Origin of the sequence: Burkholderia sp. AU16741, assembly GCF_002223345.1 — a bacterium.
GTDB lineage: Bacteria > Pseudomonadota > Gammaproteobacteria > Burkholderiales > Burkholderiaceae > Burkholderia > Burkholderia sola.
In genome coordinates this window covers 236179-253469 of sequence record NZ_NKEZ01000003.1, presented here as the reverse complement: position 1 = coordinate 253469, position 17291 = coordinate 236179, and the positions used below count along the sequence as shown (strand labels likewise).

Annotated in this window: 19 protein-coding genes, 1 tRNA gene and 1 riboswitch; of the genes, 15 read left to right on the top strand and 5 right to left on the bottom strand. The window is 65.8% G+C overall.

The genetic code is table 11. The annotated features are described in order from the left end of the window. Positions 1-1248, bottom strand: coding sequence for a serine hydroxymethyltransferase (glyA, locus tag CFB89_RS03520; RefSeq protein WP_089466754.1), 1248 nt, complete (start codon positions 1246-1248; stop codon positions 1-3). Between the two features lie 137 nt (positions 1249-1385). After that, a riboswitch (ZMP/ZTP riboswitch) is annotated at positions 1386-1486 on the bottom strand. 180 nt (positions 1487-1666) lie between these two features. Between glyA and CFB89_RS03510 the strand changes: the two genes are divergently transcribed. From CFB89_RS03510 to CFB89_RS03470, 9 genes are all read left to right on the top strand, one after another. After that, positions 1667-2413, top strand: a complete 747-nt coding sequence (locus CFB89_RS03510) for an SDR family NAD(P)-dependent oxidoreductase (RefSeq protein ID WP_089466753.1) — start codon at positions 1667-1669, stop codon at positions 2411-2413. Positions 2414-2521: 108 nt separating this feature from the next. Continuing rightward, positions 2522-3007 carry a tol-pal system-associated acyl-CoA thioesterase gene (gene ybgC, locus CFB89_RS03505; protein WP_089466752.1) on the top strand — a complete coding sequence of 162 codons (486 nt, stop codon included), beginning with the start codon at positions 2522-2524 and terminating at the stop codon, positions 3005-3007. A gap of 144 nt (positions 3008-3151) precedes the next feature. Then, positions 3152-3829 (top strand): protein TolQ, encoded by a 678-nt coding sequence (tolQ, locus tag CFB89_RS03500; RefSeq protein WP_006476795.1) that lies wholly within the window; start codon positions 3152-3154, stop codon positions 3827-3829. A gap of 10 nt (positions 3830-3839) precedes the next feature. Further along, positions 3840-4289, top strand: coding sequence for a protein TolR (gene tolR, locus CFB89_RS03495; protein ID WP_006484943.1), 450 nt, complete (start codon positions 3840-3842; stop codon positions 4287-4289). Next, positions 4286-5341, top strand: a complete 1056-nt coding sequence (tolA, locus tag CFB89_RS03490) for a cell envelope integrity protein TolA (RefSeq protein ID WP_089466751.1) — start codon at positions 4286-4288, stop codon at positions 5339-5341. The genes tolR and tolA overlap by 4 nt, the downstream gene beginning before the upstream one ends. 109 nt (positions 5342-5450) lie before the next feature. Beyond that, positions 5451-6746, top strand: coding sequence for a Tol-Pal system beta propeller repeat protein TolB (tolB, locus tag CFB89_RS03485; protein ID WP_089466750.1), 1296 nt, complete (start codon positions 5451-5453; stop codon positions 6744-6746). A gap of 17 nt (positions 6747-6763) precedes the next feature. Beyond that, the gene (pal, locus tag CFB89_RS03480) at positions 6764-7273 is read left to right on the top strand and encodes a peptidoglycan-associated lipoprotein Pal (protein ID WP_089466749.1); all 510 of its coding nucleotides are present in this window, start codon (positions 6764-6766) and stop codon (positions 7271-7273) included. A gap of 19 nt (positions 7274-7292) precedes the next feature. Then, entirely contained in the window at positions 7293-8042 is a 750-nt protein-coding gene (gene ybgF, locus CFB89_RS03475; RefSeq protein ID WP_089466748.1) for a tol-pal system protein YbgF, read from the top strand. Positions 8043-8150: 108 nt separating this feature from the next. After that, a tRNA-Lys gene (locus CFB89_RS03470) sits at positions 8151-8227 on the top strand. Here CFB89_RS03470 and CFB89_RS03465 read toward each other — a convergent pair. Continuing rightward, on the bottom strand, positions 8222-8932 hold the full coding sequence (locus tag CFB89_RS03465) for a glycosyltransferase family 2 protein (RefSeq protein WP_256979560.1): 711 nt from the start codon (positions 8930-8932) through the stop codon (positions 8222-8224). The two genes, CFB89_RS03470 and CFB89_RS03465, sit on opposite strands and share 6 nt — an antisense overlap. A gap of 6 nt (positions 8933-8938) precedes the next feature. Further along, complete coding sequence (yiaA, locus tag CFB89_RS03460; RefSeq protein ID WP_050011812.1) at positions 8939-9382, bottom strand: inner membrane protein YiaA; 444 nt, start codon at positions 9380-9382, stop codon at positions 8939-8941. A gap of 270 nt (positions 9383-9652) precedes the next feature. Here yiaA and CFB89_RS03455 point away from each other — a divergent pair, with 270 nt between their 5' ends. The 4 genes from CFB89_RS03455 (at position 9653) to CFB89_RS03440 (ending at position 13184) form a co-directional block, all read left to right on the top strand. Continuing rightward, positions 9653-9982 (top strand): carboxymuconolactone decarboxylase family protein, encoded by a 330-nt coding sequence (locus CFB89_RS03455; RefSeq protein ID WP_006484989.1) that lies wholly within the window; start codon positions 9653-9655, stop codon positions 9980-9982. 194 nt (positions 9983-10176) lie between these two features. Next, positions 10177-11010 (top strand): class II glutamine amidotransferase, encoded by an 834-nt coding sequence (locus CFB89_RS03450; RefSeq protein ID WP_059824618.1) that lies wholly within the window; start codon positions 10177-10179, stop codon positions 11008-11010. A gap of 549 nt (positions 11011-11559) precedes the next feature. Then, the gene (gene cysC, locus CFB89_RS03445) at positions 11560-12123 is read left to right on the top strand and encodes an adenylyl-sulfate kinase (RefSeq protein WP_089466747.1); all 564 of its coding nucleotides are present in this window, start codon (positions 11560-11562) and stop codon (positions 12121-12123) included. 248 nt (positions 12124-12371) lie between these two features. Beyond that, positions 12372-13184 carry a mechanosensitive ion channel family protein gene (locus CFB89_RS03440; RefSeq protein ID WP_089466746.1) on the top strand — a complete coding sequence of 271 codons (813 nt, stop codon included), beginning with the start codon at positions 12372-12374 and terminating at the stop codon, positions 13182-13184. Positions 13185-13269: 85 nt separating this feature from the next. Here CFB89_RS03440 and CFB89_RS03435 read toward each other — a convergent pair whose 3' ends face one another. Then, a complete protein-coding gene (locus tag CFB89_RS03435) occupies positions 13270-13953 on the bottom strand; it encodes a DedA family protein (protein WP_089466745.1) in 684 nt (227 codons plus the stop codon). A 184-nt stretch (positions 13954-14137) separates the two neighbouring features. Here CFB89_RS03435 and mutL point away from each other — a divergent pair, with 184 nt between their 5' ends. Next, positions 14138-16165, top strand: coding sequence for a DNA mismatch repair endonuclease MutL (gene mutL / locus CFB89_RS03430; protein WP_089466744.1), 2028 nt, complete (start codon positions 14138-14140; stop codon positions 16163-16165). Next, on the top strand, positions 16162-17136 hold the full coding sequence (gene miaA / locus CFB89_RS03425; RefSeq protein ID WP_089466743.1) for a tRNA (adenosine(37)-N6)-dimethylallyltransferase MiaA: 975 nt from the start codon (positions 16162-16164) through the stop codon (positions 17134-17136). Before mutL ends, miaA begins: the two co-directional genes overlap by 4 nt. Here miaA and CFB89_RS34745 read toward each other — a convergent pair whose 3' ends face one another. After that, entirely contained in the window at positions 17137-17283 is a 147-nt protein-coding gene (locus tag CFB89_RS34745) for a hypothetical protein (RefSeq protein ID WP_179233370.1), read from the bottom strand. Positions 17284-17291: the final 8 nt, after the last annotated feature.

The following is a 17291-nucleotide window of genomic DNA, read 5'->3' as shown; positions in this document are numbered from 1 at the left end:
TCAGCGATAGACCGGGAAACGCTTGGTCAGCTCGGCGACCTGCGCGCGCACGCGTTCGATCGTCGCTGCGTCTTCCGGATTCTCGAGCACGTCGGCGATCAGGTTGCCCACCTGCTCGGCTTCCGCCGGCCCGAAACCGCGCGTCGTCATCGCGGGCGAGCCCAGGCGCACGCCGCTCGTCACGAACGGCTTTTCCGGGTCGTTCGGGATCGCGTTCTTGTTCACCGTGATGTGCGCCGCGCCGAGCGCCGCTTCCGCTGCCTTGCCCGTGATGTTCTTCGCGCGCAGGTCGACCAGCATCACGTGGCTTTCCGTGCGGCCCGACACGATCCGCAGCCCGCGCTTCACCAGCGTTTCGGCCAGCACGCGCGCATTCTCGACGACCTTCTGCTGATATTCCTTGAACTCCGGCGACAGCGCTTCCTTGAACGCCACGGCCTTCGCCGCGATCACGTGCATCAGCGGGCCGCCCTGGATCCCCGGGAAGATCGCCGAGTTGATCGGCTTCTCGTATTCGGCCTTCATCAGGATCACGCCGCCACGCGGGCCGCGCAGGCTCTTGTGCGTCGTCGTCGTCACGAAGTCCGCGTGCGGCACCGGGTTCGGATACACGCCCGCCGCGATCAGACCGGCGTAGTGCGCCATGTCGACCATCAGGTACGCGCCCACCGACTTCGCGATCTTCGCCAGACGCTCGAAGTCGATCTTCAGCGCAAACGCCGACGCGCCCGCGACGATCAGCTTCGGCTTGTGTTCCTGCGCCAGCTTCTCGGCTGCGTCGTAGTCGATGTCTTCGTTTTCGTTCAGGCCGTAGCTCACCACGTTGAACCACTTGCCCGACATGTTCACCGGCGAGCCGTGCGTCAGGTGGCCGCCATGCGCGAGGCTCATGCCCATGATCGTGTCGCCCGGCTTGAGCATCGCGAAGAACACGCCCTGGTTCGCCTGCGAACCCGAGTTCGGCTGCACGTTCGCGGCTTCCGCGCCGAACAGTTGCTTCACACGGTCGATCGCCAGCTGCTCGACCACGTCGACGTACTCGCAGCCGCCGTAGTAGCGCTTGCCCGGATACCCTTCCGCGTACTTGTTCGTGAGCTGCGAGCCTTGGGCGGCCATCACGGCCGGGCTCGTGTAGTTTTCCGACGCGATCAGCTCGATGTGATCTTCCTGGCGGCGGTTTTCCTGCTCGATCGCTGCAAAGATTTCGGGATCGACGTTCGCAATGGTGCTTTGGGCTCTGTCAAACATACGGGTTCCGTTAAGTGTGTACAGGTTGACCGGAGCGGCCGAGTACGGTGCGCTGCTGGCGAGACCAGCTCGACGTGGCGGAAGAATCCGTATGACGCGAGGCAGGACAGCCACCGGCGATGCACGCGACGGCGCACAACGGCTGCCCAGGCGAACGGCAAAAACGGCGCCCCGCGCTTCACGGTGGGATGCTCCACCTTGAACCCGAAGGGTTCTATCGCCAGTCACGCAGGGGTGATGAGCGCATTAGTGTATTGGATGCGTCATGAATAGGCAACCGCACGGCAGTGGCCTCCAAACAATAAGGGCCGGACTCTACGCGCCCGTGCCGAAACACTTCGCCGTCTTGCCGCGGTGCGGCATTCTCAGTAGGCTTGCGGGATTCCACCCGCTATTCCGTTACCGACCAGGAGCAGCAATGATCGTGTTCGTCACAGGTGCGTCCGCCGGCTTCGGCGCCGCCATCTCCCGCGCCTTCGTCAAGGGCGGCCATCGTGTCGTCGCCACCGCGCGCCGCAAGGATCGCCTCGACGCGCTCGCGGCCGAACTCGGCGACGCACTGCTGCCGTTCGAGCTCGACGTGCGCGACCGCGCGGCCGTCGAAGCCGTGCCGGCCTCCCTTCCCGCCGAATTCGCCGCGCTCGACGTGCTCGTCAACAACGCCGGCCTCGCGCTCGGCGTCGAGCCTGCCCAGAAGGCGAGCCTCGACGAATGGCAGACCATGATCGACACGAACTGCTCGGGCCTCGTGACCGTCACGCACGCGTTGCTCCCCGGCATGATCGCGCGTGGTCGCGGCCATATCTTCAATCTGGGCTCGGTGGCCGGCACCTATCCGTATCCAGGCGGGAACGTATACGGCGCGACCAAGGCTTTCGTCAGACAATTCAGCCTGAACCTGCGTACCGACCTGATCGGCACGCCGTTGCGCGTCACCGACATCGAGCCGGGCCTGTGCGGCGGCACGGAATTCTCGAACGTCCGCTTCCGCGGCGACGATGCAAAGGCGGCGAACGTCTACGAGAATGTCCAGCCGCTCACGGCCGAGGACATCGCCGACACGATCTACTGGATCGCCACGCGTCCCGCGCACGTCAACATCAATACGATCGAAATGATGCCGGTCGCGCAAGCGCCGGCCGGCCTCACGATCCATCGCGGCTGACGCGTCGCCCGCCGCCGCAGGGCCGCCTGCGGCCGGCCCGCGGTGTGCTACGACGCACTACATTCCGTTACGAATCGGTTACGAATCCCGTCTTTGCCTTCCGGTAGAATGCGCGCCATGACTCAGCCTACCCGCTCCCCGGAAGCGCCGTCCGGCTTTACCTGGCCGGTGCGCGTGTACTACGAGGATACCGATGCAGGCGGCATCGTCTTCTATGCCAACTACCTGAAGTTCTTCGAGCGCGCCCGCACCGAGTGGCTTCGCGCGTGCGGCGTCGACCAGCGTCGGCTCGCCGACGATACCGATGCGATCTTCATCGTGCGCAGCACGTCGCTCGACTACCGCGCGCCGGCGCGACTCGACGACACGCTGACGATCACGAGCCGGCCCGGACGCATCGGCCGCGCATCGGTGGAATTCACGCAGGAAGCCTGGTGTGGCGACACGCTGCTCGTGGCCGGGCAGATCCGCCTCGGCTGCGTCGACCGTCACGGCATCCGGCCCGCGGCCATCCCGCCGGCCGTGCTCGACGCGCTGCAACGCGGGCCCGTCATCGACACCGGGCAGACTGGTCTGTCAACGAAGCTCGCATGAGCGCCGTTTAGATACAGCCTATGAACTTGCCGTTCTGATTCGATACTAAGCAAGGTTCGGCGTCAGGCATCGCCGGCGCGCCGCGCCGCACGCACACCGGACGCCCTTGCCGGGCATTCCCGAAGGGACGTTACTCAAACCTCTATGAATACTGTTCAAGACCTGTCGATCATTTCCCTCGTCCTCAACGCGAGCGTGCTGGCCCAGGCCGTGATGGGGCTGCTGCTGCTGCTGTCGCTGATGTCGTGGACCTTCATCTTCCGCAAGTGGTTCGCGATCCGCCGCGCACGCGCGCAGACCGAACGCTTCGAGAAGGATTTCTGGTCGGGCGGAGACCTGCAGGCGCTGTATCAAAGCGCGGCCAACAACCGTCACACGATCGGTGCGCTCGAGCGGATTTTCGAATCCGGGATGCGCGAATTCCTGAAGGCGAAGGAAAAGCGCCTCAGCGATCCGGGCCTCGTGCTCGACGGTGCGCGCCGCGCGATGCGCGCGTCGTTCCAGCGTGAAATGGACGTGCTCGAAGCCAATCTCGCATTCCTCGCGTCGGTCGGCTCGGTCAGCCCGTACATCGGTCTGTTCGGCACGGTCTGGGGGATCATGAACTCCTTCCGCGGCCTCGCGAACGTGCAGCAGGCCACGCTCGCGAACGTCGCGCCGGGCATCGCCGAGGCGCTCGTCGCCACCGCGATCGGCCTGTTCGCCGCGATTCCGGCGGTGGTCGCGTACAACCGCTACGCGCACGACATCGACCGCCTCGCGATCCGCTTCGAGACCTTCATCGAAGAGTTCTCGAACATCCTGCAGCGTCAGGCCCAGTAAGGAGCGCGCCATGGCAGGAAGCCCCATCCGATCCAGCATGCGCGGCGGCCGCTCGCGCCGCGCGATGGCCGACATCAACGTCGTGCCGTACATCGACGTGATGCTGGTGCTGCTCGTGATCTTCATGGTCACCGCACCGCTCGTCGCGCCGTCGATCATCAACCTGCCGACCGTCGGCAATGCCGCGCCGCAGGAGCAGACGCCGCCCGTCGTCGTCAACATCAAGGCCGACCGCACGATGAGCGTCAAGTACAAGGGCGACTCGGGCGCGACCCAGGAAGACACGATGACGAAGGCCGAACTCGACAGCTTCATCTCGGCCCGTCAGGCCGATCATCCTGACCAGCCGGTCGTGATCGCAGCCGACAAGACCGTGCAGTACGATGCCGTCATGACCGTGATGTCCGATCTGAAGGCGCGCGGCGTCAAGCGCGTCGGCCTCCTCGTCAAATCGCAATGAACCGGCAGCAATCCACGCGCAGGTCCGCCTACCCGCTCCAGCCTCCTCGCGAGCGCGGGACGTGGCGCGCGTTCGCGCTCGCCGCGCTGATGCACGTGCTGCTCGCACTGTTCCTCTATCACGGCGTGCAGTGGCAGAACAGCACGCCGGCCGGCGCCGAGGCCGAGCTGTGGACCGAAGTGCCCGACGTCCCCGCGCCGCGGCCCGTCGTCACGCCCACACCGCCCGTGAAAGTCGCGCCGCCCCCTCCGCCGGTGCGCGACGAGCAGGCCGACATCGCGCTGCAGCAGAAGAAGCGTCAGCAGGAAGCGGCCGCGCGCGAAGCGCAGCTCGAGCAGCAGCGCCGTGCGCAGCAACTGAAGGCCCAGCAGGAAGAGGAAGCCCGGCGCGCGCAGCTTGCCGCGCAGCAGGCCGCCGCGCTCGCCGCCCAGAAGGCCACGGAACGCGAAAAACAGAAACAGGCCGAGAAGCTCAAGCAACAGCAGCTCGCCGAGCAGCAGAAGCTCGAACAGCAGAAACTCCAGCAGCAAAAGCAGGCGCAGCTCGAAGCGCAGCAGGCGGCGAAGGCGAAGGCCGAAGCAGCCGCGAAGGCAAAGGCGGAAGCCCAGGCCAAGGCGAAGGCCGAAGCCGCGGCGCACGCGAAGGCCACTGCGGCGGCGAACGCGAAGCTCGACCGCGAGCGCAACGCGCGCCTCGCGCAAATGCAGGGGCTGTCCGGCGCCGGCGAAGGCGGCGGCGACGGCCTCGCGAAAAGCGGCACAGGCACGGGCTCCGGCGGCAATGCCGCGACGCCCGGCTATGCCGACAAGGTGCGCCGCCGCGTCAAGCCGAACATCGTTTGGGGCGGCGAGCGGGCAGGCCTGACCACCGTCGTCAAGATTCGGTGCACGCCGTCCGGTGACGTATTGAGCGCATCGGTCTCCCGCTCGAGCGGGAATTCGGGGTGGGATCAAGCCGTGGTCAATGCGATCCACGCATCGGTCCCGTTGCCGCCCGATTCTAACGGTCGTACCCCGTCCGACATTACGATTACCTTCAAGGCGGCGGAGTGAAACGAAATGCGCTTACACTCCGGGCGTCGCTGTCGGACGGGAACGAATCGGGTATTTTTACTGTCTCTGCGGTTGCGCAGCGATCCAAGCCATACGGGAAGCAAGAAGCATGAGTTTGATGACAAAGCTAGGTTTCAGGGCACTCGTGGCCTCGTGTCTGATTACGGCGGGCAGCGCCGCTAACGCCCAGGTCAACGTGCTGATCACCGGTGTCGGGTCGACCCAGTTCCCCATTGCCACCGCGAATTTCACGAACGAGGCGAGCCTGCCGCAGCAGGTTACGTCGATCGTGCGCGCCGACCTCGCCCGCAGCGGCAAATTCACCAACATCGACGCGGGCAGCACGCCCGTGCCCGAGACCGCATCGGTCGATCTCGGCGCGTGGAAGGCCAAGGGCGCGAATGCGTTCGTCGCCGGCAGCGTGAACCGCGAGGCGAACGGCCAGTACAAGGTCAACTTCATCCTGTACGACACCGTGAAGCAGCAAAGCCTCGGCGGCCTGTCGCTGACGGCCACCGACACCACGCTGCGCACGGCCGGCCACAAGATCGCCGACTACATCTACCAGAAGCTGCTCGGCGTGCGCGGGGTGTTCGCCACGCGCCTGTCGTACGTGATCAAGACCGGCAACCGCTACCAGCTGCAGATTTCGGATTCGGACGGCCAGAACGCGCGCATCGCGCTGTCGAGCACCGAACCGATCATTTCGCCGGCCTGGTCGCCGAGCGGCACGAAGGTCGCGTACGTGTCGTTCGAGCGCAAGAAACCGATCGTCTACATCCATGACCTGCCGACCGGCCGCCGCTACATGGTCTCCGACCAGAAGGGCAACAACAGCGCACCGGCGTGGTCGCCGGACGGCAACACGCTGGCCGTCGCGCTGTCGCTGACGGGCAATACGCAAATCTATACGGTCAACGCGAACGGCGGCGGCCTGCGCCGTCTCACGCAGAGCAGCTCGATCGACACCGAACCGTTCTACTCGCCGGACGGCCGCTGGATCTACTTCACGAGCGATCGCGGCGGCGCGCCGCAAATCTACCGGATGCCCGCACAGGGCGAGAGCGCCGGCGCCGCGCAGCGCGTGACCTTCACCGGCAGCTACAACACGAGCCCGCGCGTGAGCCCGGACGGCAAGCTGCTCGCTTACATCTCCCGCACGGGCGGGGGCTTCAAGCTGTACGTTCAGGATCTGCAGACTGGCGCGGCGAACGCCATCACGAATACCAATCGCGACGAATCGCCGAGCTTCGCGGCAAACGGCCAGTACATTCTGTACGCTACCCAGTCGGGTGGCCGCAATGTGCTGGCTGCAGTGCCTTCCGACGGCAGCGCGCCGCCGCAGATCCTGTCCGTCCAGGGCGGCTCCGTTCGCGAGCCGTCGTGGGGGCCCTTCATGCAATGACCACAAGGAGAGTAACCATGATGTCGAATAAAGCTCGTCTGGCCCTGGCCGTGATGATGATCAGCGCGCTCGCAGCGTGCAAGTCGGGCGTGAAGCTCGACGACAAGGCGAACGCCGGCGCAATCGGCACGCAGCCGAACGCCGACAACGTCGCGCAAGTGAACGTCGATCCGCTGAACGACCCGAACAGCCCGCTCGCGAAGCGCAGCATCTACTTCGACTTCGACAGCTATTCGGTGAAGGACGAGTACCAGCCGCTGATGCAGCAGCACGCGCAGTACCTGAAGAGCCACCCGCAGCGCCACGTGCTGATCCAGGGCAACACCGACGAACGCGGCACGAGCGAGTACAACCTCGCGCTCGGCCAGAAGCGTGCGGAAGCCGTCCGCCGCGCGATGGCCCTGCTTGGCGTGAACGACTCGCAAATGGAAGCCGTGAGCCTCGGCAAGGAAAAGCCGCAGGCAACGGGTCACGACGAAGCATCGTGGGCGCAGAACCGTCGCGCCGACCTCGTCTACCAACAGTAAGTAACGGAAGAATCGCCGTATGACGCACCGTTCAACCTGGCTGCGCGTTGCCGCAGCATTCTGCGTCGCGGGCGCGGCGTGGTCGGCCGCGCCGGCGCACGCCGGCATGTTCGACGACAACGAAGCGCGCCGTGCCGTACTCGATCTGCGCAGCAAGAGCGACAACCTGTCGAGCCAGTTGTCGGCCGCCCAGCGTACGATCCTCGATCAATCCGGCCGTCTCGACCAGCTGAGCCAGCAGGTCGCGACGCTGCGCGGCGAGAACGAGGATCTGACGAACCGGCTGACGACGCTCGAGCGGCAGCAGAAGGAGTACTACCAGGATCTCGACACGCGGCTCAAGAAGTTCGAGCCGCAGCAGGCGACGATCGATGGTGTCGAAGGCACCGTGCAGCCGGGTGAAACGGATGCGCTCAGCGCGGCGCAGCAGCAGTTCCGCAACGGCAACTTCAAGGCGGCCGCGGCTTCGTTCCGCGCGTTCATCGCGAAGTATCCGCAAAGTCCCTATCAGCCGACCGCGCAGTACTGGTACGGCAACGCGCAATACGCGCTGCGCGACTACCGCGGTTCGACCGCGACGTGGCAAGGGATCGTCAGCAAGTTCCCGCAACACCCGCGCGCGGCCGACGCCCTCGTGGCGATCGGTACGAACCAGCTCGAACAAGGCCAGAAGGCGGCCGCGAAGAAGACGTTCGAGCAGGTCGTGTCGCAGTACGCCGGGTCGAACGCGGCGCAGACGGCGCAGGGCAAGCTCGAAACCATCAAATAATTATCGTGACGGGTTGTTGACAGCCTTGTAACCCGCCGCTATAATTTTTTGCTCTTTAGGTCGTTGCCCAGTTTATTGAAGCAACGAACCGACAGGTTTCAAGAATGTGGGGTGGTAACTCAGTTGGTTAGAGTATCTGACTTTTAATCAGAGAGTCGAGGGTTCGAGTCCCTCCCACCCTACCAACTATCTTCGATAGTGTAAAAAAGCCTCCCTCGCGGAGGCTTTTTTGCGTCTGTCGCCGCGCCGTTGGAGCAGGATTCTCGACGATGCTCGCCACGCTCAGGTCGCGAGCGACCTGATCCAGCCTCCGGCCGATTCACCGCACACTCACGTCCCGCAGTACCGCACCATATAGGTGCTTGAGCCCAGTCGTCGGCCGGCTGGCAATCGGCATCGCCGAATACGACGATGTCGCAGCGATCGGCATCGACGCGATCGAAGCCGTCGTTCTTCGCGTCGTAGTAGCCGGTGCTCGCGCCGATCTCGACGAAGTCGATCGGGCGGCCGGCCAGCGCGGCGATGTCCGCGCACGCGTCGGCGGGCAGGCCGTCGTGCGTGATGATCCATTGCGCAAATTCCGCCGGCGTCACGGTCTGTTTCGCCAGCGCCGCCACGACGCGCTTCAGGCTGTCGACGGCCTGTGCGAGGCCCGCGCCGCCGCGCAGGTTATTGGTCTCCAGCACAAACGCAGCCCGCGTGGCCACGGAACGGGCGGCCGTGCGCGTCCGCGCTGCGGTGTCGGTGAAGTTCGGCATCCGGAATATCTCCATCGTCGTGCGCGACGGCATGGACAAAACGAAAGGACGTCGGGCCCGCGGCACGCCGGCGAATGCGGGTGCCACGAACGGCGTCGCGCAGCCGGCGGCCTCGGCGGGCGCCCGCTGCACGTGCGGTCACTCCTGGATCGACGGCGCGGAATCGGCGTCGGTATAGCGCGGCTTCGCGTTCTGCAAGTCGCGCGTGTTCTTCTGCACGGCCACCGAGCCGAACAGCGCGAGCACGAACGACATCGCGTAAAAGCCCTTCTCGCTCAATTGCAGCGTCGCGTTGAAGAGGCCGACGATCAGCAGCGCGATCGACAGCAGCAGCGCGATCCAGCTGAGGCCGTAGTAGATGCCGGTGACGGGGATGCCTTCCGCGCGGTCGCGCACGCTCTTCTGCAGCGAAATCGCCGCATAGAGGCCGAACACCAGCACGGTGAAGTAATAACCCTTCTCGTTGAGCTGCATGCCGGCGTTCCAGAGCCCGATCAGGAAGGCCGCGAAACCGGCGATCAGTGCGGCCCACGACGCGGCCACGAACGCGAACGACGGTTGCTGGATGGTGGTCTGGTTCATTGCTTTGCCCTCTCTTTCTTGTTGTTCGAAATCGTTGTCATCGAACTGCGTTTTGCGCATGGTAGCAGCTTTGGCGCGCGTCACGACGGCCCGTCGCGCATCCGCCGCGAGCGTGAGCCACGGTTGACGCAATGCATCCACGAGACGATTGCGCTGAAAATCGACGCCTCAACGTATCCAAACCCTCATCGATAGCGATCAGAATAGCCTTGCATCGCCGGAGTTCGCGGCACCCGCCGCCCTCCTCACTCTTTTCGACAAGGACGCATCATGCTGAACTGGAACGAATACCGGAAGGAACTCTCGACGCGTATCGGCGACATCGCCAAGCTGTCGCCCGATACGCTGGCCGGCTACAAGGCGCTGTCCGGCGCGGGCGCCAAAACCGGCCATCTCGACGCGAAAACGCGCGAGCTGATCGCGCTCGCGGTGGCCGTCACGACGCGCTGCGACGGCTGTATCGCCGTGCATACGGCCGAAGCGGCCAAGCATGGCGCGACCAAGGAGGAAGTGGCGGAAGCGCTCGGCGTCGCGATCGCGTTGAATGCCGGTGCGGCGCTCGTCTATTCGGCGCGCGTGATGGACGCGCTCGGCGACTGAGCCCGCGCGGTGCGGCACGCTCGTCGTGCCGCACCGCGTCGTTGCGTGGCGTGGCGCGCGACCGCATGGCCGGGCGGTTGCGCATCGCGCGGACGAGCCTGCCGTGCGTGACGAATATGGGCGACTCGCTTCGACGCGTAAGCGTCGTGGAGTCGGCTACCATGCGCGAACGATACATCGTGAAGGAGCGCTCCATGTGCCGTTGGCTCGCCTATACGGGCAATCCGATTCATCTGGAAACCGTGCTGTTCCGCGCGAAGCATTCGCTGATCGACCAGAGCCTGCATTCGGAGCTGGGCGCGACGACCACCAACGGCGACGGCTTCGGCATCGGCTGGTACGGGCACCCCGACGAACTCCCGTTCCGCTATCGCTCCGTGCATCCCGCATGGAACGACCGCAACCTGCGCGAAGCCGCGCGTGCGATCCGCTCGCGGATGTTCGTCGCGCACATTCGCGCGGCGACCGACACGCCCGTGCAGGAAACCAACTGCCATCCGTTCCGCCACGGCCGCTGGCTGTTCGCGCACAACGGGCTGATCCGCGATTTCCACAAGCTGCGCCGCGACCTGACGATGAAGGTCGATCCCGCGCTGTTCCCCACGCTCGAAGGCTCGACCGACTCCGAACTGATGTTCCGCCTCGCGCTGACGTACGGTCTCGAGCAGGCGCCGCTGCCGGCGCTCGAACGCATGGTCGGCGTGGTGGAGGAAACCGCCGCGCGGCATCGCGTCGCCGATCCGCTCAACATGACGATCTGCGCGACGGACGGCGAACGGATCGTCGCGGTGCGCTATTCGAGCGAACGGCAATCGCGCTCGCTGTTCCATAGCACGTCGTTCAAGCACCTGCACGAGCTGTATCCGCATAACCCGCGCATCGCCGAAGCCGGCGACGATGCGTTCATGGTCGTGTCGGAGCCGCTCGTCGACCTGCGCGGCGCGTGGGAGGAAGTGCCGGAGGGCATGGCGATCGTCGCGCACGGCGCCGATGTGCAGCAGCGGCCGTTCGGGCCGCGGCACAAGTGACGTGCCGCGGTCCTGACGAAATCGGGCGAATTCGGGTAGCGACGACCTCAGCGTGACGGGGCAATCGCGGCGATCCGGCTTTTAAGGGGGCCGACGCTCGGTCATGCCGACCCAATCGGAAGGGATGCCAATCGTCGCCGGGCAAAAATACGTCGAGGCAACAGGCGTCGGATAATTCCCCATTCGATAATAAGTGACGGAATCGCATCACAAAAGCAGCCCCGTGCGGACTGTTGTGGTTTTCGTCGAATAAAAATTAATTCAGTTGGGATTTCAATAATAGATCCACGATCGAAAATCCTGTCGACGACGCCTACTTATTTCGAATTATTACGACCAACCGGCAATCATTACCGGGCAGATGCGGTTCGCACACCGTCTCGCCGCCTGAAGGCGAAAGCTTATTCCCGAGCAAAATATTCAACTTACAAATTTTAAAAAGCACCGTTACAATTCGACGACGACTGAATTCGCATCAATAAAGTACGACGCAGTTACCGGCACATCGAATCCGAGATGACTCAAGATCTCCCTCATTCCCGCCCTGTCATGCTCACGGGCAATCAATCCGTGCTTTCCAGCATGAAGCAAGACCATGCTTTCGTGGTATGGCTCACCGGCGTGTCCGGTGCCGGTAAATCGACGCTCTCGAATCTTCTCAAGGAACACCTCGATGCGCGCGGCCTTCGGACTTTTCTGCTGGATGGCGACCAGCTTCGCGAAGGATTGAATCAGGACCTGGGATTCAGCGACGCAGACCGCCACGAGAACATTCGTCGGACGGCCGAGGTCGCACGCCTGATGGTGGATGCCGGGCTCGTCGTCATCGTCGCGCTGATCTCGCCTTTTCAGGAGGCCCGCGCCAAAGCGCGCGCACGTTTTCCGCAGGGCATGTTTTTCGAAGTCTTCGTCGACGCTGCGCTGGACGTGGCGGAAGCGCGCGACCCCAAAGGGCTCTACGCGCGGGCAAGGCAAGGGACCCTTCGGCAGTTCACCGGCATCGAATCGACCTATGAAAAACCGGTATCGCCCGACGTGCACGTGCGCACGGGCGAAGCAGGTCCGCTGGAATGCGTGCACGCGATCATGCAGAAATTGCCGTTGAACGGTTGACGCACGTCGCCGTCCGTCGTGAACCTCCGTCACCGCGCGAACCAGGCCATCGTCGGCCACCGCAACGCGATCTGACCGAAAACCGGTCGACCTCCCATTCCGCCCGGCGCGGCGCACCCACGTCCTGCCCGCTTTTCATTACGTCAACCAATGTCAGCCCGGTTGCCCGGCGCTCAAAGGTCAGGTTATAAAAGCGCCTCCCATCCCGGTGCATGCGCCGCCCTTTTACCCTCGACTTCGGAGAACGCATGATCGATCTCGCCACCGCCCAGCAATTCCTGATGACTCGCGGCCTCGACTTCGGCCTCAACCTCCTCGCCGCGATCGTGTTGTGGTTCGTCGGCCGCTGGGCGATCCGCATCGGTACGCGCCTGCTCGGCAAGGTCGTTCGCCGCAGCGGCAAGGTCGACCCGACGCTCACCGACTACCTGACCTCCGTCGTCGGCGTGCTGCTCACGATCCTGCTGATCCTCGCGATCCTGCAGATCTTCGGCGTACAGACGACCTCGTTCGCCGCACTGCTCGCCGGCCTCGGCCTCGCGATCGGCACCGCCTGGGGCGGCCTGCTCGCGCATTTCGCCGCCGGCGTGTTCATGCAGGTGCTGCGCCCGTTCAAGATCGGCGACGTGATCAGCGCGGGCGGCGTCACGGGCACCGTGAAGGAGCTCGGCCTGTTCGGCACGACGATCGTCACCGCCGACAACATCGTGACGATCGTCGGCAACAACAAGATCTTCTCGGACAACATCGCGAACTACAGCGCGACGCCGCACCGCCGCGTCGACCTCACCGCGAAGATCGCGAACAGCGTCGACGCCGCCGATGCGATCAACCGCCTGAAAACGCAGATCCAGCTGGTGCCGAACGTGCTGAAAGTGCCGGCGCCGGACGTCGGCGTGCTGCAGTTCACGCCGGAAGGCCCGCTGCTGTTCGTGCGCCCGTCGACCCAACCGGAGAACTACTGGCAGGTGTATTGCGACACCAACCGCGTGATTCTCGATACGTTCCGCGAAGCCGGCTATCCGACGCCCGAAACGCCGGTCTCGCATCGCAACGCGTGACGAAAGCCGCGGCCGAACCGCACGGACGAAAAAAAGCGTGGCACTCGCCACGCTTTTCTATTGCGTCGAAACCCGTCGCATCGCGTCAGCGCCCGCCCGCCTTCGGCGCCTCGTCCGAGCGCCGCCCGCGCACGAGCTTCCACACCGCGCCGAGCGCGACCGGCACGATCGCCGCGCCGATCCCGACCAGCACGATCACGTTCAGGTACTGGCGGATGAACGGGATGTTGCCGAAGAAATAGCCGAGCAGCACGAGCAGCAGCACCCACACCAGCGCGCCGATCACGTTGAACAACTGGAAGCGCGCGACGCTCATCGACGACGCCCCCGCGACGAACGGCGCGAACGTGCGCACGACCGGAATGAAGCGCGCGAGCACGATCGTCTTGCCGCCGTGCTTGTCGTAGAACGAGTGGGTCTTCTGCAGCGCGGCGCGATCGAGGAACCGCTCGAGCACCGGGATATGCGTATTGAACACCTTCGGGCCGACCCAGCGGCCGATCAGGTAGTTCACGGTGTTGCCGGAAATCGCCGCGACGAGCAGCAGCACGATCAGCAGGCCGACGTTCATTTCGCCCGTCGCCGCGAACGCGCCGCCGATGAACAGCAGCGAATCGCCGGGCAGGAACGGGAACACGACGAGGCCCGTCTCGCAGAACACGATCAGGAACAGCACGAGATAGACCCACGCACCGTACTGCCGGATGAAATCGCCGAGGAAAGCGTCGATATGCAGGACAAGGTTGACGAAATGCAGCAGCGTATCCAAATGCGATTCCTCGAAGGCGATGGGGCCGGAACGGCCGGAACAGGCCAGACATGGCCGAGGCGGCCGCCAGCCAAGGCTGGCGCGCGCAACGCAGTGATGATACCGAAACTACCTTAAGGCGCCGTGAAAAAACGTAACCGCCGGCCGCCCCGGCACGCGTTCGCGGCCTCGCTATAATTCGGCCATGTCCGATATCACCGAAACGGCCGCGGGCGCCGCGCCCGCCCCCGCCGCGCGCCCCCTGCGCGCGATCCAGCCCCTGCCCGACCAGCTGATCAGCCAGATCGCCGCCGGCGAGGTCGTCGAACGCCCGGCGTCGGTCGTCAAGGAGTTGCTCGAGAACGCGATGGACGCCGGCGCGACGACGCTGCGCATCGTGCTGGAAGAAGGCGGCGTCAAGCGCATCTCGATCACCGACGACGGCTGCGGGATTCCGCCGGACGAACTGGCGCTCGCGCTGATGCGCCACGCGACCAGCAAGATCCGCTCGCTCGAGGAGCTCGAGGCGGTCGCGACGCTGGGTTTTCGCGGCGAAGCGCTCGCGTCGATCGCATCGGTCGCCGAGATGTCGATCACGAGCCGGACGGCCGATGCCGCGCATGCGATGAAGATCGATGCGCAGACGGGCGTGCTGTCGCCCGCCGCCGGCTCGATCGGCACGACGATCGAGGTGCGCGAGCTGTACTTCAACACGCCCGCGCGACGCAAGTTCCTGAAGAGCGAGCAGACCGAATTCGGCCACTGCCTCGAAATGATCCGCCGCGCCGCGCTCGCGCGGCCGGACGTCGCGATCTCGGTGCTGCACAACGGCAAGGCCGTCGAGCACTGGAACGCGACCGAGCCCGCGCAGCGCGTCGCGAAGATCCTCGGCGACGGCTTCGCGACCGCGCACCTGCCGCTCGACGAGCAGGCCGGCCCGCTCGCCGTGTACGGCTGCGCCGGCCTGCCGACCGCGAGCCGCGGGCGCGCCGACCAGCAGTATTTCTTCGTGAACGGCCGTTTCGTGCGCGACAAGCTGCTGACGCACGCGGTGCGCGCGGCGTACGAGGATGTGCTGCACGGCGACCGCTACCCGTCGTACGTGCTGTTCCTCGACCTGCCGCCCGAAGCCGTCGACGTGAACGTGCATCCGTCGAAGATCGAAGTGCGGTTCCGCGATTCGCGCTCGATCCACCAGTACGTGTTCCACGCGGTCCAGCGGGCGCTCGCGCGCCATGCGGGCGCATCGCCGGAAACCACGGCGGGGGGCCATGCCGCGCATATCGAGCCCGCGCCGCGCGGGCCGGCATCGTTCCTCGATACGCCGCTCGGCCAAAGCCAGGGCCATGCGACAGGCGGCGGCGGTGGAATCGGCGGCGGTGGAATCGGCGGCAGCGGCTTCTCGTCGCCGTCGTCGTCTTCGTCGTCCGGCAACACCTGGATGCGTCAGGCGCGAATGACGCAAGGCACGCTGCCCGTCGCGCAGCCGCTCGCGCTCTACGACGCGCTGTTCGGCCGCAAGGACAGCGGCGCGGGCACGCCGGACGGCACGACACTCATCGCCCGCGATGCGGCCGATTCGACCGACGCACCGGCCGCGCCGCTGCCGGGCTTCGCTGCGTCGCCGCTCGCCGCCGGCACGCACGACGAGCAGCCGCTCGGCTTCGCGCTCGGCCAGATCCACGGGATCTACGTGCTGGCACAGAACGCGTACGGCCTCGTGATCGTCGACATGCACGCGGCGCACGAGCGGATCCTGTACGAGCAGTTCAAGAACGCGCTCGCCGACCGTACGGTCGCCGTGCAGTCGCTGCTGCTGCCGATCTCGATGACGGCCACGCCGGTCGAGATCGGCACGGTCGAGGAAGAGCGCGACACGCTCGAATCGCTCGGCTTCGACCTCGCGGTGCTGTCGCCGACCACGCTCGCGATCCGCGCGGTGCCGGCGCTGCTGAAGGACGCCGACCTGCAGTCGCTCGCGCGCGCGGTGCTCGCCGACCTGCACGCGTTCGGCGGCTCGCGCGTGCTCACCGAGCGCCAGCACGAACTGCTCGGCACGCTCGCGTGCCATCACGCGGTGCGTGCGAACCGGCGCCTGACGCTCGACGAGATGAACGCGCTGCTGCGCCAGATGGAGGCGACCGAGCGCGCGGACCAGTGCAATCACGGCCGGCCGACCTGGTATCAGCTCACGCTGAACGATCTCGACCGTCTCTTCATGCGCGGCCAATGAGCGCTGCTTCGCCGTCCCGCCCGATGACGATCGCCTGCCTGCTCGGCCCCACCGCTTCGGGGAAGACCGCCGCGGCGCTGGCGCTCGCCGCGCGCCGCCCGATCGAGATCGTCAGCGTCGATTCGGCGCTCGTCTACCGCGACATGGATATCGGCACCGCGAAACCGTCGCGCGACGAGCGCGCGAGCGTGCCGCATCACCTGATCGACATCATCGACCCGGCCGACGCGTATTCGGCCGCGGAATTCCGCGCGGACACGCTGCGGCTGATCGGCGAGATCGTCGCGCGCGGCCGCACGCCGCTGCTCGCGGGCGGCACGATGCTGTACTACAAGGCGCTGACGCAAGGGCTCAACGACCTGCCGGGCGCCGATCCGGAGATCCGCGCGGCACTCGACGCCGACGCCGCGCGCGACGGCTGGCCGGCGCTGCACGCGCGGCTCGCGCAGGTCGATCCCGACACGGCCGCGCGGCTCGCGCCGAACGATTCTCAGCGGATTCAGCGGGCGCTCGAAGTCTTCATGCTGAGCGGGCAGCCGATGTCGGCGCTGCTCGCCGCGCCGCGCCGCACGGACGATGCCGCCGCCGCGTACCGCTTCGTGCCGGTCGCGCTCGAGCCGTCGGACCGCGCGGTGCTGCACGCACGGATCGCGCGGCGCTTCGACGCGATGCTCGACGCAGGCTTCATCGACGAAGTCGAACGGCTGCGGCGCCGCGACGATCTCCATCCCGACCTGCCGTCGATGCGTTGCGTCGGCTACCGGCAGGCATGGGAATTCCTCGACGGCGACACCGACTACCGGACGATGCGCGACAAGGGCATTTTCGCGACACGCCAGCTCTGCAAGCGCCAGATCACGTGGCTGCGCGCGATGCCGGAGCGGATCGTCGTCGATTGCATCGCGCCGGATTCGACGGCCCGCGCCCTTGACGCGCTCGAACGGGTGCTCGACGGGCGCACGCCGGACTGATTACCGGCGGATCTCCAGCGTCGGCGGCAGGCTGGCGGAAGCGTCGCCGACGAACGCGTCCTGCCCGTCGCCCACTTGCCGGACCGCAGCGCACCGCCCGAAAAAAAAGCCGCCCGGATCGACTCCGGGCGGCTTTTCCTGCTGCATCTGCTTGC